This window comes from Arthrobacter sp. 05T423 (assembly GCF_056396245.1).
Genome location: NZ_JBFTLC010000008.1, coordinates 1 through 18,795, shown reverse-complemented (window position 1 = coordinate 18,795; position 18,795 = coordinate 1). Strand labels below are relative to the sequence as shown.

17 protein-coding genes and 1 pseudogene are annotated in these 18,795 nt (G+C 65.2%); 11 read left to right on the top strand and 7 right to left on the bottom strand.

Translation table 11 applies throughout. The features are described from left to right. Nucleotides 1-36: 36 nt before the first annotated feature. From AC1DFE_RS08530 to AC1DFE_RS08505, 6 genes are all read left to right on the top strand, one after another. The gene (locus AC1DFE_RS08530) at nt 37-1,005 is read left to right on the top strand and encodes a carbohydrate ABC transporter permease (RefSeq protein WP_476905465.1); all 969 of its coding nucleotides are present in this window, start codon (nt 37-39) and stop codon (nt 1,003-1,005) included. A gap of 8 nt (nt 1,006-1,013) precedes the next feature. Beyond that, nucleotides 1,014-1,880 (top strand): carbohydrate ABC transporter permease, encoded by an 867-nt coding sequence (locus AC1DFE_RS08525; protein WP_476905464.1) that lies wholly within the window; start codon nt 1,014-1,016, stop codon nt 1,878-1,880. A gap of 32 nt (nt 1,881-1,912) precedes the next feature. After that, nucleotides 1,913-2,692 carry a ThuA domain-containing protein gene (locus AC1DFE_RS08520; RefSeq protein ID WP_476905463.1) on the top strand — a complete coding sequence of 260 codons (780 nt, stop codon included), beginning with the start codon at nt 1,913-1,915 and terminating at the stop codon, nt 2,690-2,692. Between the two features lie 14 nt (nt 2,693-2,706). After that, nucleotides 2,707-3,855 carry a Gfo/Idh/MocA family protein gene (locus AC1DFE_RS08515; RefSeq protein ID WP_476905462.1) on the top strand — a complete coding sequence of 383 codons (1,149 nt, stop codon included), beginning with the start codon at nt 2,707-2,709 and terminating at the stop codon, nt 3,853-3,855. Nucleotides 3,856-4,000: 145 nt separating this feature from the next. Beyond that, on the top strand, nt 4,001-5,212 hold the full coding sequence (locus AC1DFE_RS08510) for a multidrug effflux MFS transporter (protein ID WP_476905577.1): 1,212 nt from the start codon (nt 4,001-4,003) through the stop codon (nt 5,210-5,212). A 420-nt stretch (nt 5,213-5,632) separates the two neighbouring features. Beyond that, nucleotides 5,633-6,070, top strand: coding sequence for a VOC family protein (locus tag AC1DFE_RS08505; protein WP_476905461.1), 438 nt, complete (start codon nt 5,633-5,635; stop codon nt 6,068-6,070). Nucleotides 6,071-6,674: 604 nt separating this feature from the next. On the opposite strand, the gene AC1DFE_RS08500 is transcribed toward AC1DFE_RS08505, so the two are convergent. Continuing rightward, the gene (locus AC1DFE_RS08500) at nt 6,675-7,655 is read right to left on the bottom strand and encodes an aldo/keto reductase (protein WP_476905460.1); all 981 of its coding nucleotides are present in this window, start codon (nt 7,653-7,655) and stop codon (nt 6,675-6,677) included. A gap of 300 nt (nt 7,656-7,955) precedes the next feature. Here AC1DFE_RS08500 and AC1DFE_RS08495 point away from each other — a divergent pair, with 300 nt between their 5' ends. Together AC1DFE_RS08495 and AC1DFE_RS08490 are read left to right on the top strand one after the other, a co-directional pair. Next, nucleotides 7,956-8,831 (top strand): helix-turn-helix domain-containing protein, encoded by an 876-nt coding sequence (locus AC1DFE_RS08495; RefSeq protein ID WP_476905459.1) that lies wholly within the window; start codon nt 7,956-7,958, stop codon nt 8,829-8,831. 707 nt (nt 8,832-9,538) lie between these two features. Continuing rightward, entirely contained in the window at nt 9,539-10,000 is a 462-nt protein-coding gene (locus AC1DFE_RS08490) for a DUF6278 family protein (RefSeq protein WP_476905458.1), read from the top strand. 208 nt (nt 10,001-10,208) lie between these two features. Here the strand turns inward: AC1DFE_RS08490 and AC1DFE_RS08485 are convergent, their stop codons facing one another. Together AC1DFE_RS08485 and AC1DFE_RS08480 are read right to left on the bottom strand one after the other, a co-directional pair. Further along, entirely contained in the window at nt 10,209-10,445 is a 237-nt protein-coding gene (locus AC1DFE_RS08485) for a hypothetical protein (RefSeq protein WP_476905457.1), read from the bottom strand. A 529-nt stretch (nt 10,446-10,974) separates the two neighbouring features. Next, nucleotides 10,975-11,777 (bottom strand): annotated as a pseudogene (locus AC1DFE_RS08480) (spore photoproduct lyase family protein). A 322-nt stretch (nt 11,778-12,099) separates the two neighbouring features. Between AC1DFE_RS08480 and AC1DFE_RS08475 the strand changes: the two are divergent. Further along, nucleotides 12,100-13,092 carry a patatin-like phospholipase family protein gene (locus tag AC1DFE_RS08475; RefSeq protein ID WP_476905456.1) on the top strand — a complete coding sequence of 331 codons (993 nt, stop codon included), beginning with the start codon at nt 12,100-12,102 and terminating at the stop codon, nt 13,090-13,092. A gap of 41 nt (nt 13,093-13,133) precedes the next feature. Here the strand turns inward: AC1DFE_RS08475 and AC1DFE_RS08470 are convergent, their stop codons facing one another. Beyond that, a complete protein-coding gene (locus tag AC1DFE_RS08470) occupies nt 13,134-14,207 on the bottom strand; it encodes a DNA polymerase IV (RefSeq protein ID WP_476905455.1) in 1,074 nt (357 codons plus the stop codon). A 132-nt stretch (nt 14,208-14,339) separates the two neighbouring features. Between AC1DFE_RS08470 and AC1DFE_RS08465 the strand changes: the two genes are divergently transcribed. Next, nucleotides 14,340-14,849, top strand: a complete 510-nt coding sequence (locus AC1DFE_RS08465) for a DM13 domain-containing protein (protein ID WP_476905454.1) — start codon at nt 14,340-14,342, stop codon at nt 14,847-14,849. A 30-nt stretch (nt 14,850-14,879) separates the two neighbouring features. Here the strand turns inward: AC1DFE_RS08465 and AC1DFE_RS08460 are convergent, their stop codons facing one another. Continuing rightward, nucleotides 14,880-17,363: a PEP/pyruvate-binding domain-containing protein gene (locus AC1DFE_RS08460; RefSeq protein ID WP_476905453.1), complete on the bottom strand. Its 2,484-nt coding sequence runs from the start codon at nt 17,361-17,363 to the stop codon at nt 14,880-14,882. 425 nt (nt 17,364-17,788) lie between these two features. On the opposite strand from AC1DFE_RS08460, the gene AC1DFE_RS08455 reads away from it, so the two are divergent. Further along, nucleotides 17,789-18,028: a hypothetical protein gene (locus AC1DFE_RS08455; protein WP_476905452.1), complete on the top strand. Its 240-nt coding sequence runs from the start codon at nt 17,789-17,791 to the stop codon at nt 18,026-18,028. Between the two features lie 29 nt (nt 18,029-18,057). Here the strand turns inward: AC1DFE_RS08455 and AC1DFE_RS08450 are convergent, their stop codons facing one another. Together AC1DFE_RS08450 and AC1DFE_RS08445 are read right to left on the bottom strand one after the other, a co-directional pair. Further along, on the bottom strand, nt 18,058-18,375 hold the full coding sequence (locus tag AC1DFE_RS08450) for a hypothetical protein (RefSeq protein WP_476905451.1): 318 nt from the start codon (nt 18,373-18,375) through the stop codon (nt 18,058-18,060). A 261-nt stretch (nt 18,376-18,636) separates the two neighbouring features. Next, nucleotides 18,637-18,792 carry an Ig-like domain-containing domain gene (locus tag AC1DFE_RS08445; protein ID WP_476905576.1) on the bottom strand — a complete coding sequence of 52 codons (156 nt, stop codon included), beginning with the start codon at nt 18,790-18,792 and terminating at the stop codon, nt 18,637-18,639. Nucleotides 18,793-18,795: the final 3 nt, after the last annotated feature.

Here is an 18,795-nt window from a genome sequence, read left to right as displayed (position 1 = left end):
AGCACCCACCGCGCAGTCCGGCGAGGGGGCAGAGACGTGCCGACCCTGACAACCAGCCCGGCGCCGGGAGGGCTCTCCCCCGCCCCCGCGGGCACACCGGAACGGGATGGACGACGGCGGGGCTTCCGCCGGGAGCGCCTGGTCCAGGCCCTCTTTTTGGCCCCTGCTGGGCTTTTCCTCCTGCTGTTCTTCGGCTACCCCGTGGTGAAGAACGTCGTGATGAGCCTGCAGGAGTACACCACCCGTACTTTCTTCACCGGAGAAGCACCCTGGGTGGGCCTGGCGAACTATGCGACCGCCGTCGGAAGCACCCTTTTCGCCCCGGCGATGCTGAACACGGCACTGTTCACGCTGGGTTCGATCGCCGGCCAGTTTGTGATCGGCCTGGCCCTGGCCAGCTTCTTCAAGCGGCGGTTCCCGCTGAGCGGGTTCCTGCGTTCGATGCTGCTGCTGCCGTGGCTCCTACCCCTGATCGTCTCCAGTGCCACCTGGCGCTCGATCCTCGACCAGGACAGCGGCATCCTCAACGCCTTCCTGCGGAACCTCGGCGTCATCCAGGAACCGGTCCCCTGGCTGACCAGCCCCTCGGTGGCGCTGCTGGCCGTGGTTCTGGTCAACGTCTGGGTGGGGATTCCCTTCAACGTCACGCTGCTCTACGGCGGCCTTCAGGAGATTCCGGAGGAGCTGTATGAGGCGGGCGCGGTTGACGGCGCGACGGGCTGGAAGGCGTTTTGGCACATCACCTGGCCCAACCTGCGGCCGGTGGTCAGCGTGGTCCTGGTCCTGGGTGTTGTCTACACGCTCAAGGTGCTGGACATCATCCTCGGCCTGACCAACGGCGGGCCCGCGAACGCCACCCAGACCCTCGCCGTGCGCTCCTACCAGGAGTCGTTCGTCAACTTCCAGTTCGGCGTCGGTGCTGCCTTCAGCAACATCCTGATCCTGATCTCACTGGTGTTTGCGGTGGTCTACCTCCGCATGAACCGCCGTGCGGTCGACGAGTAAGAGGACCCATGACAACCCTGAATACAACGACGGCGCGCTCCGCGGCGGCCGGACTGCGGCCGCGGAAGGCCAGCCGGCCCAAGCTGGGGCACACCGCCGTCGGACTTCTGCTCCTCGCGGTGATGCTTTTCCCGGTGTACTGGATGGTCAACGCATCGCTGCAGCCGTCCGGCAACACGCTCACCGCGGATTTCCTGCCGCTGAACCCCAGTTTTGAGGGCTATGAGAAGGCGATCGCGCAGCAGGGCCCCAACCTGCTCACCAGCCTCGCCATCTCGCTCGGAACGGTGGTGTTCAGCCTGGCCGTCGCAGCCCCTGCCGCATACATGCTGGCGCAGTTCCGGTTCCGCTGGATCAACGCCGCGCTGCTGGCGATCCTCATCTCGCAGATGATCCCCGGCATCGTGATCGCCAACGCCCTCTACGCGGCCTACAACGACCTCGGCCTGCTCAACTCCATCCCCGGGCTGATCCTGGCCGACTCGACCCACGCCATCCCCTTCGTAATCCTGATCATGCGGGCCTTCATGATGCGGATCCCGCCCAGCATCGTGGAGGCGGCGAGGGTGGACGGCGCCGGCCTGGTCCGGGCGTTCGTTTCGATCGTGCTGCCCATCAGCCGCAACTCGCTGATCACCGCGGGCCTCTTCGCCTTCCTTTTCTCCTGGAGCGACTTCCTGTTCGCCCTCACGCTGACCACCACCGAGGACGTGCGGCCCGTGACGCTGGGCATCTACCAATACCTGGGAACCCAGGTTTCCAACTGGAGTGCCGTGATGGCGACGGCGGTGCTGTCCTCACTGCCGGCCATCGTGCTGCTGGTCCTGGCACAAAAATACATCGCGGCCGGGGCCACCGGCGGCGCCGTCAAGTAACCCATTCTGCTTTCAAACCTAAGGAACCATTCATGACTGAGAACCACACTCCCCTGCGCGTCACCGTCTGGGGCGAAAACCGCCACGAACAGCATCAGCCGCACGTGGCACAGATCTACCCGGACGGCATGCACAACACCATCCGCGAAGGCATCGAGGAGAACCTCGGCGCGCGGGCCCAGGTGGCAACGGTGACCCTCGATGATTTCGAGCACGGCCTCACCGAGGAGCGGCTGCGGAACACGGACGTCCTGGTCTGGTGGGGCCACGCCGCCCACGGCGAGGTGGCGGACGAGGTGGTGGAGCGCGTCCACCGGCACGTGTTGGCCGGCATGGGCCTTGTGGTGCTCCACTCCGGGCACTGGTCGAAGATTTTCGGAAAGCTCATGGGCACCACCTGCACGCTGCGCTGGCGCTCGGAGCGGGACCGCGAGATCGTCTGGACCGTTGACCCGACGCATCCGATCGCACAGGGCGTGCCGCATCCGTTCATCATTCCGGAGCAGGAGATGTACGGCGAGCACTTCGACATCCCCGCCCCCGATGAGCTGATCTTCCTGAGCACCTTCTCCGGCGGCGAGGTGTTCCGCAGCGGGTGCACGTTCAAGCGGGGCTACGGCAAGATCTTCTTCTTCTCCCCCGGCGACCAGGACTACCCGGTCTACCACCACAAGGACGTGCGGAGGGTCATCGCCAACGGCGTGGAATGGGCCCGGACGGTGCGGCCCGAGCGGACGGACCCGGTCCTGCTGCGGTACGAAACCGAGGCGTTCTACACCGGCCACAGCTACGAGGGGGCGATGGCCAATTGAGCCGCTTCGCTACTTTGCCTGATCCTTCAGCGCCCGTCCGAGTGGTGCAGGTGGGGGCCGGCGGGATGGGCCGGGCCTGGCTGCGGCTGCTGGGTGAGTCGGCCGACGTCGAACTGGCGGGCGTGGTGGACCTCAACCCGCAGGCGGCACGGGACGCGCTGGCCGACCTGGGCCTCGGTTCCGTACCGGTGGCGACGAGCCTGCCCGAGCTGGCGGCCGACGTCGGAGCACAGGCGGTGGTCAACGTGACGGTCCCCGCCGCACACCATCCGGTGAACGTCGAGGCGAACTTCCTGGGGCTGCCCGTGCTGTGCGAGAAGCCCGCGGCGCCGACGGTCGCGGAGGCCCTATCCCTCGCCGCGGTGGCGGAGGCAACCGGCCAGCTGCTGATGATCAGCCAGTCCCGCCGCTACTTCCGGACGCTCGCCGGCTTCAAGCGGCAGGCTGACCGGCTCGGCGAGATTGGGCTGCTCACCTGCAACTTCTTCAAGGCGCCGCATTTCGGTGGCTTCCGGGAGGAGATGGAACACGTGCTGCTGGTGGACATGGCAATCCACGCTTTCGACGCCGCCCGGTACCTCCTCGGCGAAAACCCGGTTTCTGTTTACTGCGAGGAGTTCAACCCCGGCTGGAGCTGGTATGCCGGGGCCGCGGCTGCCACGGCCGTCTTCGAGATGGACGGCGGTGCGCGCTTCATCTACACCGGAAGCTGGTGCGCCGACGGGCTGGAGACCTCGTGGAACGGCAGCTGGCGGATCAACGGTGCCAATGGAACCGCGGCGTGGGACGGCGCCGGCGCGCCGGTCGCGGAGCATGTTGCCGGGGCGGTGGAGGACGACGGCGGGCTGCCGGATTCTGAGGCCCCGGAGGAGATCGCCGGGGCGCTGGCCGAGTTCGTCCGGAGCCTGCGGACCGGTGAGGTTCCCTCGGGTGAAATCCACGCGAACGTGCTCAGCCTGGCCATGGTCGAGGCCGCGGTGAAGTCTTCGCAGACCGGGCAGCGGGTGCTCCTCCGGGAGGTGCTGGACGAGGCCCACCGGCAGGCTCTCGCCCTCGGGGCGGTCCCTGCCGCAAAGGAGATCCTGGCGGCCTGGGCCTCGCCGTTTGAGGCTCTGCAGCAGGTTGTTTATAGGGAGCACACCGTTTCCACGATGCAGGGGTAGGCCGTGCGGTGGGAGTCCCTCGTGGAGGGGGTACCAGCAGGGACTCCCACAGCCTTGTAAACGCTGGTTAGGTGGAACCGCACCCCCATCACCCGCCGTCGAACTGGCGGCAGCCCCTTACCCCCTGAACGGAGGCAGCGTGACTGTGACCGACGCTCCGGTGACCACGCGCGAACAGGCAGTCGGACGGCCATTGGCAATTGTCCTTGGCCTGCTGACTATCTTTGGTCCGATTTCCATGGACCTGTATTTGCCGGTCCTGCCGGCGCTGACGGCGGAACTGCGGAGTTCCACGTCCACGGCGCAGCTGACCATAACGGCCTGCCTGCTCGGCCTGGCCATCGGCCAGGTGATTGCGGGTCCTCTGTCGGACCGATTTGGCCGCCGGATCCCCCTGCTGATCGGTGTTGCCGCGTACACGGTCACCTCCGTTCTCTGTGCAGTCAGCCCCACGGTTGAAACCTTGATCGCAGCCAGGTTCGTGCAGGGCCTGGCCGGCGCCGTGGGCATCGTAATTGCGCAGGCAGCAGGCCGGGACGTGTACGAGGGCGCAAAGCTCCTCCGGTACTACGGCCGCCTGACTGTGCTCGGCGGGCTGGCAGCGATCGTTGGTCCGGTCATCGGCGGCCAGCTGGCCGCCGTTACCGACTGGCGTGGCGTCTTCCTGTTCCTCGCAGGCGTCGGCGTGGCCATTCTGGTGGCCTGCCTCGTGATCTTCAAGGAGACACTGCCGGCCCGGCGGAGGGCGGCAGGCGGGTTTGCCCACACCCTGCAGGATTTCCGGCGCCTGCTTGCGGACCGAGTGTTCGTCGGCGCTGTGCTGATCACTGGCTTTACGTACTCGGCGATCTTCGCCTACCTCAGCGGCGCCACGTTCGTCCTGCAGGGCATGTACGGGCTTTCGCCGCAGGGCTACTCGTTTGCGTTTGGCCTGAATTCGCTGGGGTTCATGATCTTTGGCTTCCTCGGCGGCCGGCTTGCGGAACGGTGGTCCGAGAAGGCGACGCTGGTGATCGGACTGGCAATGGCAACTGCCGGTTCCCTTGGGCTGCTTGTCACTGCGCTCCTGCACCTGCCCCTGATTGCGGTGATCCTGTCCCTGTTCACGATGGTTGGTGGTGTCGCGGCGGCCAGCCCGCCGGCGACCTCGCTTGCGCTGAAGGGGTACCCGGACATTGCCGGCACCGCGTCGTCGCTGCTTGGCCTGGCCAGGTTCGCCTTCGGCGGCGTCGCCGCACCGCTGGTGGGTATCGGCGGAGCGGACAACGCCCTCCCGTTCGGCATCGTCACGGTGGTGTCAGTCGCGGCGGCGGTGGCCTGTCTCGGGCTGATTAGGGCGCGCACGACGGCGGGGTGAACATTCTTTTCCGGCGCCGGGAGCGGGCTCTACGCCCGCGCCAAGGCCGGCTTCATGGAGTTTGACCAGGCGTGCTTACTGAGTGATTGGGAGTTTGGGCTGCTTCCCGCATAGCCGGCCGACCCTTTGCCTTGGCGACCTTCATGCCTTCACGTTCGCCGAGGTCGTCGGCAATCTGATGTGCACGGCGAGGACTGCTGTTGCACCATCGGTGAGGACCACATCAACGGCGACGACAGCGCGCTGAGCAAAGATCTCAGCGAGTCGGACGCCGAGGATATATGGCTTTCAAGCGGCCTGGACGAGGACTACGACTTCCGCTGGACACAAGTTCAGACGTCCGGTAGTCCATCGGCCAACGAACCGACGGCGGCGCCTCGCCACTGGAGCTAATCGCTCGGCCTTGGTAGCTTTCAACGCATGGCCATCAAATTAGAGAATGTGGGTATCGCTGTTCGCGACATCGAAGCAGCAATCGCTTTTTTCACCGATCTCGGTCTTACGGTCATCGGCCGTGACACGGTCAGCGGCGAGTGGACTGATACTGCGGTTGGACTTGATGGAAACCACGCCAAAATTGCGATGCTCCAGACCCCAGACGGTCATGGTCGACTTGAGCTCTTCGAATACATCCATCCCGAGGCGATCGAGTCGCACCCGACGCGTCCCAACGACATTGGCATGCACCGCGTGGCCTTCTCGGTAGACGACATCGATAAGGCCCTTGAGGTAGCTGCAAAGCACGGATGCTATCCGCTACGCGGCGTCGCGACCTACGCTGACGTCTACAAACTCACGTACCTCCGCGGTCCCAGCGGAATCCTCGTGATGCTCGCCGAGGAAATGAAGAAAGACTGACGCCCGAATCGGCCCAATAGGCCTGAACTGTTAGGCAAGGGGGTCGAGAGACCGTCCGGTAAACGATCCACTTGCGGGCTGCGAGGTGACAAATAGCGCACCTCGCTCTGATTCCTCTCGTGGTCAATACTCAAGGGGTGACTGAACCAAGCGAGGTCCTGTTCCTAGGAGGCCGCTCCGGGGTGTGTAAGACCAGTGTTGCCTACGAGCTGCACTCCCAGCTGGCGGCTAAGGACCTCCGGCATTGCCTGATTGAGGGTGACAATCTGGATATGGCACATCCAGCGCCCTAGGTGCATGCGCTGGCACAGAAGAACCTGGCAGCCATATGGCAGAACTACCGTGAGCTACTACAGGCTTGCTGATTGCCGGTGGGGGCCAGTGGCCGATGTCGCGGGGGCCACCGGCTCCCACCGACCATGCTCCTATAGTCGTCAAACCGGACTTCGACTGGGTCTTCCACGGTTCCCTGAGACCAGTTCGGGTTTGGAGGTCGTTGGGCAGGTCGGCATACATTGGATGGGCGGTCCAAAGACGGCATCCCACACCGGGGCTGACGTTCAGCCCCAAAAATCCAGTGGGGGTCGTGTCCTGTCTCTTCGGATCAGCGGTCGATCGAGGCCATGTTGGTCTCGTCGTGGCGTTCTCCGGCGGCCGGCCGGAGCATGTTCAGCCGGTTCAGCTGGTCGGCGGTGAGTTCGATGCTGTCGGCCGCGGTGTTCTCCTCGACCCGGGTGACCCGGCGCGTGCCGGGGATCGGGGCGATGTCGTTGCCTCGGGTCAGCAGCCAGGCGAGGGCAGTCTGTGCGGGGGTTGCTCCGACCTCGGCGCCGATGGCCTTCACCTCGTCGACTATCGCGAGGTTCCGGTGGAAGTTCTCGCCGGTGAAGCGTGGGTTGGTCTTGCGCCAGTCGTCGTCGGGGAAGTCATCCACGGAGCGGATTTGACCGGTCAACAGGCCGTGACCGAGCGGTGAATATGGGACGAAGCCGATGCCGAGTTCGCGCAGCAGCGGCAGGATCATTTCCTCCACGTCGCGGGTCCACAGGGAGTACTCCGTCTGCAATGCCGTGACCGGCTGGACGGCGTGTGCCCGGCGGATGGTGTCCGGGGAGGCCTCGGACAGGCCGAAGTGCAGCACCTTGCCCTCAGCGATCAGGTCCGCAACGGCGCCTGCGGTTTCCTCGATGGGCGTGTTCTTGTCGACCCGGTGCTGGTAGTAGAGGTCGATGTGGTCGGTGCCCAGGCGCTTCAGGGAGCCCTCGACGGCGGCTTTGACGTTCGCGGCGCTGCTATCGATCACGCCGGGGCCGCCGTCGAAGTGGGAGACCAGGCCGAACTTCGTGGCGATTTTGACCTGGTCCCGGCGTCCCTTGATCGCCTGGCCCACGATCTCTTCGCTCAGGAACGGTCCATAGATCTCGGCCGTGTCGATGTGGGTGACTCCGAGATCGAGGGCGCGGTGGATCGTACGGATTGACTCCGCGTTATCCAGAGTGCCCTCGCTGGTGTAGGTGCCGGCCATAGTCATGGCACCGAGTCCGATGGCGGAGACTTCAAGGTTTCCAAGGCGTGCGGTCTTCATTGTGTGTTCCCTTTCGATGAGAGGTGTTCTGGTGTTGTCTAGTGGGCTTCGACGAAGCCCAGGGATTCTTCGAGATAGTCGACGAAGGCCGGGCTTCGTCCCTGGCCGCGGAAGAACGAAGCCGGGAACGGCGGGCGGGGGTCTCGTAGGCCTGGTCCGCCAGTGCCCGCTGTGGTAAGTCGCCCATCCGATGAGGTGATAGATCCAGTAAAGGAGAACCCACAGGCCGGAGGCAGACCCGCTCTATAGGGTTAATAAGCGGGCCCCCCTCGGAGGGGAGGGCTGACGTAGATTTGAAGCATGACCACCGCCGCCAACATCCGCGAGTTCCTTGTTACGCGCCGGTCGCGGCTGACCCCTGCCGACGCTGGACTGCCCGACTTCGGAGGCCGCCGCCGTGTGCCAGGGCTCCGCCGCGAAGAGGTGGCCCTGCTCGCGGGAATGAGCGTTGAGTACTACGTGCGCCTTGAACGGGGCAACGCATCCGGCATCTCGGACGCCATCCTTGACGGCATCAGCCGCGCGCTCAAGCTCGACGACGCCGAGCACGCCCACCTGTACGACCTGGTCCGCGCCGCGAACCGGGGCACGAGGACACCGCAACGAAAGCCCGCCTCCCGCACCCATCAGATCCGTCCCGGCACCCGGCAGATCCTGGACGCCATGACGTTTCCCGCGATCGTACAGAACGGGAGGACGGACGTCGTTGCCACCAACACGCTCGGGCGTGCGCTCTTCTCTGAGATGTTTGTGGAGCCTCATGAGCCCGTGAACTTCGCCCGTTTCCTCTTCCTCGATCCCCGGGGCAGGGTTGCCTACCGCGAATGGAACGACTCGGCCGAGCAAATTGTCGCTCTGCTCCGCGCCGAATCAGGGCGCGTGCCCTCCGATCGAGCCCTCCGCAGCCTCATCGACGAGCTCTCAAACGGCAGCAGCGAATTCGTGGCCCTCTGGGAAGCCCACGACGTGCGGATACACCTTGCCGGCAAGAAACTCTTCCACCACCCGGAGGTGGGCGACCTCGATCTCAGTTACGAAGCCATGCAGCTCATGACCGATCCGGGGCTCCAATTCGTTGGCTTCACAGCCGAACCGGGATCCTCCACTGACCACGCTCTCCGCCTGCTCGGAAGTCTCGCGGCACGCCACCCCGAGGAAATCAGGCTCGAAAGGTAGGAAAACGCCCGATAGGAGGGTGGCGCCCACTTGATACAGCCTTGGAATTAAACAACCTGCTGCTGGTTAGGCCATCAGCCTCATTTTGGCTGATTGCTCGGTCAGCCACAGGCGGTAGACATTGGCGAGGTCGTCGTCGTGGACCCGGTCCCGTTTCCAAGGGGGGCACCCACCTTGCCCAGAGTCAGGGGTGAACCCGAAGACCGCTGTGCGTGCGTGAGGATCTGCATTGTTCCGTGATCGGCGAGGTGCAGCAGCTCGCGATCGCCCAGCGGCTCATCCAGGCAGGTGCTCACGGGTATGTCGGTSCCCTCRTCATAGGAYGTGGCGACCAGCGGYTCCGTTGGCKTKATCCCAGCCAGTCCCACTGGCYGAAGRGGGTCCGGAGTTCCYTGGTTCCAGAGCTCGGCCGGGATATTTCCCGGCAGTGACGCACTTTCCGATGTGGACGGCGCCGCCGGCTCCGAAGCGCAGCCGGCGACGGCCAGGGTCAGCACAGCACTCAACGCCGTTACCGCCAACGGGCGCCGAACTGCCGACGTCAGCACCGGCCGCGGAAGCATGCCCATGACCTGAAGCTATCCGGTGGAGTAAGTGCTGTCTACGCTCGCACGCCCCTCTGGGTACAAGCTGTCCGCTCAGCCTTCCTCCGGGGCCGGAGTCTAGAAGCTATTCGCCAGCACAGATCGGCGATTTAGGCTAGGCGCATGAGTTCCCCTGATGAACCCAGCGAACCGCTGCAAAAACTGCCAACCGGGATGCCGAGAAGATACGCCGGGTACATGCCGGAGCCTCCGGAAGTCTCTGCTCTCCCGGTAACCAACGTCGGCGGATACGATGAACTTCTCTTCCTTTTCCAAGAAGGAGGCCAGGCACTGCCGCGCACAGAGCGTGGTCTCGCAGCCATTGACGCTCTCATTGACGACGACGGCGGCGAGCATGCACTGGCTGGATTGGTTCGGCCAATCGGCATGTTCTACGGAGATGTCCTAACACACACCATTGCAGGCGCCCACTGGGAGGTGATCGAGGAGGCACACCCGCGGGTTCGCATCTCCAGGTCCGCCGTTGACGTAGTTCGAGTCGCTATCCGACGTCTCGCGGTAGCAAATCCAACGCTGGAACAAAACTACGCCCGCGTCCTCGAAAGGCTGACGCTCGACACGTGAGGACCAACCCCGATCAGCTACGAAGGCTCCGGCCACCATGCCCGCGCCTGCCAGCCCTGCAAGCAACGTCAGCCGGACCCCGAAACCGCGCCTTGGCAAACAGGAAGCTCGCGGCCTCTTGCCTACGTGGCCGGAGCTTCCCACGGGTCCTCCCGTGGCGACTGGTGACCTAAATCGATCCCGGTGACGCCGAAAGGGCCACAGCCTCCTATGCGGTGTTTCCCACAATTCGGCGTCCGCCGACCGGCCCGTTGAGCTGAACGTATCCGACGAGGCTCACTTTCTGCGCGGTGCACGGGCTACCGAACGGTGCCGAAGACTGCGCACCGGTGACCGCGATGATGATCTCCGTGGCCGTTTCCTGGAGGTGGACCACAGACGGAACAGCACAGCTAACCTGTCCGACTGACAGGTAGATGCGGTTTGCTTCGTTGTCGATTCTCACCAGAGTCCATGGAACTGTCTCCCCCGTAATCGGTGGGCTGTCCGTCGGAAGCCGGTTCGAAAGAGGAGTACTGGCTTGGATGGCCGGGCTTGTCTTTGCCGGTGGCCCTGCCGGTGGAGTAACCGATGCGGGTTGGCTTGCGGGGGGCTCTCCTGCACTGCATGACATAAGGCCCAAAAGGGCCGCCACGGCAACAAACGTCGCGGTGGCCGTTCGCGTCGCTTTGGTCTTCGGGCGCGGGCGGCTCGTGGGGCATGATAACAGCGAACATCTACCGTTGATACTAAACATCCGAGAAATGGACTGTTTTGCCGCCAATGGACTGGCGGCTGAGGCCTGTCCTTTTCGGGGAGCTAACACTCCGTCACCTTAGCCTGCGGAGCACTTCTGTTGAAGCGGCCCAGAAGTCTAGACGGGACGCACCGCCGCCCCCACTCATTCCTCTTCGTGGCCTCGCGTTACCGTGGCGTCATGGCTTTTCAACCGGCACTTTGTCGTCGACGGTAACCCGCTGGGGACACGCTTCGCCTCAGAACGCGTAGCGGATGCGGCAGTAAGGCGCGATCTTCTCAATAAGCGCGGTCAGCTGCCGCACATAGCCCGCCTTGGTTCTTGAGGGGTAGCGGACGTTAGTGAAGCCATTGGAGGAGACCTTCGATTCCTGGAGGTCCGGACGCCACAGCACTTTCTCCGCCTGCGGATGCCACCCCAGGTTTACCTCGTGGAGCCGCTCGTTGTGGGTCAGGAAGATGACTTCCGCCGCGAGCTGGGCCTTCGCGGCGTCTGTCAGCTTGGCGGTGGGCAAGTCGCGGAAGAGCGTGACGAGATCCTCCACGTTGTCGCTGATCAGCGCGTCGACGGAGCAGTCGCTATTCTCACCGATGTCGTAGACCCAGAGTTCAGGGTCGCACTGGTTGGGCTCCAGCTTCAGGCCCTGGCGGGTGGCGTGCCGCTCGAGCGCCCCAGTAATCTGTTCGATGTTCGCGAACACGGTTACCGGGTTGCTGTACCCCTTGTTCCGGGGCACGTAGCAGTAGGCGCATGCCATGGCGCAGCCGTTGGCGGTTGATGGCGCAATGAAGTCCGCGGATCTGGGGTCGGCTTGACGGTCAGCGCTTTCTTTACGCCGAGGACCAGCGCCTCAGTCTTGATCCGGGACCAGCGCGGCACGTTCGTTTCATCACCGTGCAACTCCGGGATGTTCCAGTGGTTCTCGACAAGCACGACGTCGGCATCCGGCCAGCGTTCGACGATCTCCTTGCCCCTAGGAAGCTCCAGGGCAGCACGCTGCGCATAAATGCGCCGGATCTGCATCAGCCGGTTGAATTCCATGGTTCCATTCTCCCCAAACGCCGCAGACGCCGCGGAAGGATAAGCCCAAGCATCTTGGGCCGGCGGCGAACCGTTGGCCTCAGCTACAGAGCGGGGCGACCGCCCGTCAGGGGGATCCTCCCCGAGACATGTGGGCTGATGCCGACCGATTGCGTACTTGGCCGCCGGCGTGCTAACGTCTTGCCGATCGTGACACATAGGCAGGAGGTGAGACCCATGAACGTAGTATCCGCACTGGGTGCTCCCTTGCAGTCCACGATCGCGCGACTGAGCTAGTCGCCACCGGGAGCGCCCAACAGGCAATTCGCGAAAGGCGACTCCCATGAACACAACACCTTTTTCAACTCTGCACTACACCTCGGCGACAGCCTCTGGCCAGCCGAGGTCCGACCAGTATCAGCCGCAGGTCGAGGCCACAAAGCGGATCCGCGCCGCTGGCGGGCGAGCGTTGGTCCTCGGTGGCGGCGGATCGACAGGCAACGCGTGGCTGATCGGCGTCATCGCCGGCCTGTTCGACGCCGGGTTGGACGTGACCGACGCCGACCTGACCATCGGGACCTCGGCCGGATCGACTGCCGCGGCCCAGATCGCTAGCGTCACCCCCACCGAACTGCTTGCCGCCATCCTTGCCGCTGCGCCCCAGCAGCGAACTGGTCCGGCCGGCTCCGACGGTGGACGCGTTCCGATTAGGTCCGCGACGAACCATCTGGAGAGAACGAGCCGAATCATCGCCGCCGCCGAGGATGCGGCCGACATGCGCCGCAGAATGGGTGCGGCGGCAATCGAGATGGAGGCGGCGTCGGACGGCTCCGGGCGAACGCAGTGGCGCGCCACCGTCGCCGCCCGGCTGCCCAGCCAGCACTGGCCGGAGCGAACGGTGCTTATCACGGCGGTCGATGCCCTTACCGGTGGACCGGTCGTGTTCGACCGCCATAGCGGAGTCGACCTGGCGGACGCCGTGGCCGCCAGCTGTGCCAGTGGCTCCGCCTACAATATTGGCGGCCGTCGATACATCGACGGCGGCTACCGACGCAACGAGAATGCGGATCTCGCAGCCGGCTACGAGCGGGTGCTGGTGCTGTCTCCATTCGGCGGCAGATCACGGCATCCGCTGGAATGGGGCATGCAGCTTGCAGCGCAGGTCGACGAACTGTGCGCAGGCGGCAGCAGGGTCGAAACGATCTCACCGGATAGCAATTCCGAGCACATGTTCGGCGCCAACGCGATGGATCTGTCGCTGCGTCCGACCGCCGCCCGAGCTGGTTACAGCCAAGGCAGAGCCCTTGCCGGGCAGCTCACCGAACTCTGGCGCTGACGCCTCCGAAACCAACCGACCCGGTAGGCGTAGCGACGCCGTCACCAACCGCCGCGCGTTGGGGTGTGTCCCTTTCGGGCATCGTCGGGCATTGCCATTTCGGCCCGCAGGCCTAGGAGTCGAATCGGCCGGTCCGCTTCGATTCCGGTTGCGAGGTCTAAGACCCGCGCGAGGATTACGTTCCGGTCGAATGTCTCGGGCATCTTCCTCGCGTGGGTCTTGGTGAAGAACGGCGCGTACCGAACCTTGAGGGTCAGCCCAACCACGGGCCGTCCCTCGGCCACAACATCCTCAAGGACACGCGCTGTCAGCTCCCTCACGGCGTCGTCCACCTGAGCAGGCTCGGTTAGGTCCCGCTGGAAGGTGGTCTCCCTGCTATGCCCGCGGGCAACCCACGGGGTGTCGTCCACAACGCTGGCTCCATCCCCCCGTCCGAGCTCCGCGTACCAAGGTCCCATCTTGGGCCCGAACTCCGGGACCAGGTCCTGGGGGTCGGACGCGGCGAGCTCGGCGACTGTGTGGATGCCGAGTTTGGCCAGCCGGCCCGACACTTTTGCTCCGACGCCCCACAGGTCCTTGGTGGGATGGCTGCCCATGACCTCGAGCCAGTTCCCGGAAGTGAGACGGAAGACGCCAGCCGGCTTGCCGAAACCGGTGGCGACCTTGGCCCGGACCAGGGTGTCACCGATGCCGACGCTGCAATGCAGGTCCGTTCGCTCCAGTACAGCGGCCTGGACCTGCCGGGCGTAGGCTTCCGGATTCTCTGTCTGAGTGCCTACAAAGGCTTCGTCCCAACCCAGCACCTGCACCGTAGCGCCGGGCTGCGCGCGCAGGGTAGCCATCACCGTTTCAGACGCCGCGAGGTAAGCCTCCTGATCGACGGGGAGAATCACAGCGTCTGGCACTTTCCGGGCCGCAATGCGCAAGGGCATTCCGGAACCCACGCCGAACGCCCGGGCTTCGTAGGATGCGGTCGACACCACAGCTCGTTCCGTGGGGTCGCGCCGACCGCCCACAATGATCGGCTTGCCCGCAAGCTCCGGCCGCCGGAGCACTTCGACCGCCGCGATGAACTGGTCGAGATCGACGTGCAGCACCCACGGGATTCCGCTCACGCCACCAGTCTGCCCTAAACATCCCTAGCAAGCATCGCCACCGAGCTAGTGGCTTTCGTTGGTGTGGTTAACTCAGAGGACTGCGCCCGGCCCGGTTCGGCTTGGAAGGCGCCACACGGTTCTTGGGGGAACATGAAGTCGCTTCGATCGTCCATGTCCTCGTTACTGGTGGTTGTCGCACTGTCAGCGTGCACGTACACCGACCAGCCGGAGGGCCGGGCCAGCACCACTGCCGCCGCGGCCACCTCCTCCCCTGCCGCATCAGCGCCCGCCCAGCAGTCGCAGATCTTCACGGGCAAGTTCGTGTCGCAGGCGGCCACGACTCAGGGCACAGTTCGCCTGAATGTCACCCCCACCAAAGTGGAGTTGGAACTGGAGGACTTCTCCACCGGCGACGGCGGTGACCTTTACGTGCACCTCAACCCCGGCAAGTTGGGTCCCAACGCTGCCGGAGAAATGGTGCTGAGTTCCTCCCAGATGTATGTGGTCGCGCCGCTGAAGGCACGGACCGGTGCCCAGTCGTACGATTTGACCCCGATGTGGCCAGGCCTGCCGGAGGTCCAGAGCGTCACGGTCTATCAGTACAGGGCCCAGGTCCAGCGTGCCTACGGCACCGCGAACCTGGTCAGACGCAAGCCGTAGTCGCCGCGCGGGCTCGTCAGAGCTTTGGCCCTAATCGTCCGCGCCGGGCGACACGACCGTCCCCGCACTGCCGTCCACGATTACGCGCTGCCCTTCGGCCAGGATGCCCGTCCCCGTGCCGGTCCCCATCACCGCTGGGATTCCGTACTCCCTCGCCACAATTGCCGCATGGGAGCCGAGCCCTCCCAAATCGACCACGACGGCGGCGGCGCGCTGGAACAGGGGCGTCCAGGACGGGTTCGTGTACGGACAAACGAGGACGTCGCCGCTGCGCAGCCGGCCAAACTCGTCCGGTCCCCTGATGATCCTTACCGGCCCCTCGGCGCGGCCGCGGCTGGCCGGCGTGCCGGAGACCAGGACGCCGGCTGCGCGACGGCGGTCCCTGAACAGCAGCGCGGTGTCCAGCAGCGGAACGCCCTCGAGTTCGTTACGCTTCGCCGCCCTGGCCAGCACGAGCGGCCGGTAACGCTGCCGGACGGAAGCCGGCAGCGCACCGCCGTCCGTTATTGCCTCCAGTTCCTCGAACCGCAGGTGGTAGACGTCCCTGGCATCATCAATCACGCCGGCGGCAACGAGGCGCCGGCCAAGTTCCCGGTACGCGCGGCGCATGGGCGGGATGACCTTGGTGGCGTAGAAGTGACTGTCCTCGCGGAATGCCATGCCAGCCCGGGCATCGCCGACGGCGGCCAGCACCTGCCGCCGGACGGGCCCGAAGCGAAGGAACGGATGACGCTTCAGCTCCGCAAGTGCCGCCCCGGTCTGGTCTGCCGTGGGGGGCCGCTGGCCCAGAAGCGCTTTGACGAGCCCCAGCACCACCTCCGGAGCGTCGGACCAGGTGGGTGAACTGCTCAGAACCACGCTGACGGTTTCACGGTTCCCGTATTCGCGCAGGAACGCAGCGAACGCCTCACGGAACGTGGCGTGTGCCGGATCCGCCTCCACCAGCTGCAGCAAGGCCGGTTCATCGGATGATGCAAAAGCGCTGGCCAGCCCGGGGTCCGCACGAACCATCGCGGCCAGCTGCTCAAGGGACCGGTTTGCCTGGCTCGTCATGGTTTCCGCACCCGCGATCAGGGCGGAGGCCAGCTTCAGCCTGCCCAGCAGTACGAGCATCAGGCGCAGCCGAAGCATCGGCAGGAAGATGCCCGGCAGGTAGGCGCTGCGCAGGTCGGTGATGCCCCGCATCGTGGTGAAGGATTGCCGCGCAAGGCCCACAACCTCTGACCAGCGCAGGGGTTCCGGGTCCCGTCCGTTCAGCCGGTCCACCTGCTCCAGAAAAGTGATGAACCGGGAATCGCTTTTCCAGCCGGCCATCTTGAACTGCTGCGCACGGCGGACCAGGGTCAGCGGCGCGGCCAGGGTCCGCACCGTGAGGCGGGGAACGGGCGGCACCAGCCGGACCACCACGCCGTCTTCCTCGGGCAGCAGCTCCTCGACCCTGGGGAATCGCACTCCGACGCTCCCGGCCATCCGGTGCAGCATGGCCAGGATCCCCTGCTCCATCCAGCCGGAGACATCCAACGGGTAGGGCCGTTCCTGGAACATTTCGACGAAGAACGGCCCCACCCGGCGCTGCACCGCGTTGAGCCGCAGCGGCTGCGGCGGCAGCGCCGTCATGGGCCTCGACTGCAGGACATGGATCCGGCCGCCGGCCAGCGCCCACTCGATGTCCTGCGGCCGGCCAAAATGCTTTTGCGCCCTGCAGGCAAGGCCAGCCAGTTCCCTCAGTTGGTCCGCGGTCAGGGAAGGGACCTCGCTCCGGCTGCCGGGCTGCTCCCGCGTGCCGCCGGCTGCGTCGGGGCTGATCACCACCTCGCCGCCGCCGGGAACAAAGCTAAGGATCTTGCCCGTGCGGGCCAGCACATAGTGTTCCGGCGTCACCCTCCCTGAAACCACCGCCTCCCCCAGACCCGAACTGGCGTCCACAACGATCTCACTGCGCTCACCCGTGACCGGGTTCGCCGTGAACATGACGCCTGCGACGTCGGCCGGCACCATCTTTTGGACGACGACGGCGATCGCCAGGTCCCGCGGGTCCCCCTGCCGCCCTCGGTAGGCGATGGCCCTGTCGGTCCACAGGGACGCCCAGCAGTCCGCGACCGCCTTGGCCACGGCCTCCTCGCCGACGACGTTCAGGAACGTGTCCTGCTGGCCGGCGAACGCTGCCCCGGGCAGATCCTCCGCGGTGGCGCTGGAACGGACAGCCACGGCTCCGCTGCCCAGGGCCGTGTATGCCGCGTCAATCTCCGCCCGTAAAGCCGCGGGCATGCCAAAGCGGGCGAACAGCGCGCGGAGGGCGCCGCCGTCGGCCATGTTGTGATCCATGCCGTGCAGGGCCGAACCGAGTCCCGTCTCGACGAGCAGCGATCGGTAGGCATCCGTGGTGATGACGAATCCCGGAGGCACCGGGAACCCGTGCTGCAGCAGTTCACCCAGTGCTGCGCCCTTCCCGCCGGCGGTCGCAAGGTCTACGGCACCGAAATCAACGAGGGGGCGGATTGCCTTTCGTGTCATCCGGGACTCCTTGTGGCGGGGGCAGCGTCGTTGCTAACGCACGCCCGCACGGCCGTCCGGGCCTGTAAAAGATACTGCACCGCGCCGTTCCCCGCATAGAGATTGAGCGTCGAAAGTGGCCTTCGCCGCCGCGGATGCGCGACGTTACGCATGCCTCTTGACCCCTCCCGGCATCGGGACCACACTCGTTACTGATTAACCATTTTAGAAATTCGTGAATTCCTGTCGACGCCTCCTCCACACAGCGCGGTGGCCGGAACGGGACAGTGACATGTTGACGGGCCAGTGCCGCGATGGAGGGCAGGTGGGCATGAGTACGTAAGCGATGCTTTTTGCCGATGTCTGCACGTCCTGCGGCGCCGTACGGCGCGAAACCCGGCGGCCGCTGTCCATTTATGCAAGGTCTCAAATCTGAGGAGCACCTCATGGCCCAACGGCCGATTGTTCAGTGGTGGAATGAGCTTGATGAGCCCACAAGGAAGTGGCTCGTCGAAAATCCCGGCTGCGTTGTCCTTCCACGGACCGTGGCAAACGTGGTTCACCAGGTCTCGGGCGGCCACGTCGCCCAGGACCAGCACGGCGAACTCCAGCTTTCACAGGCGGACCAGTCCTTCATCAGGGCGAAGTGCAAAGCGGCAGGAGCATCCGCCCGCAAACACGCGTGAATCCATCCGCCGGTTGAGTTGAGGCAGACCTAGCGGCTTATGGTCAAGGCCTTCGCCGGCAATACACACGAGACCCGCAGCAGGAGATCGACGGCGGCCCCCGCCGCCCGGTTGTTCCTGCCGGTATCGTCGCACCAGTCGATGTTGTACGGCACTGCCGTCACGGCTGCCTCGCCCGCGACCGTCCGGGCGGGGACGACGAACGTGTAGGAAAAGCCGCCGCCGTCGTTCATTGCCGACGTGGCGTTGACGACCTTCGCCCCCGAGGAATCTGTCACGCTGATTTGGATCCGGGCGTTAGGGCCGTAGCGGGGATTGCAGCCGGCGTCCGGCGCTGTGACAGTCACGCTCTCCCCCGGCTTAGCCGCTAACGGATTCAGCGAGTATGCCGGCGGGAAGCAGGGCGGCTCCCCCGCCGGGGAGGGCGCACAACCCACAGACGCAATAACCACCAGTGCGCTGACTGACGCAGCGGCCGCGAGTTTCAGACTCTGCCGATAGGGAGCCACACCGCCATTATGGCCCCCAAACCGCACAACGGAACGGGGACCGCCTGCAACAGGCGGTCCCCGCATCCTTGGTTACTTCGGATCAGCGGCTAATAGGTATCACCGCGTCCCGGTGGTGAAGGTCCAGTTCCGCGAGAGGAACGGGTTGTTCGCCAGGTCACGGACGGACGATATGGCCATGGTGTAGGTCCGGTTCGCCGCCAGGGTTACCGACGGGTTCAGCGTCACTGTCCGGGTCGCGTTGTTGTAGCTCACGAC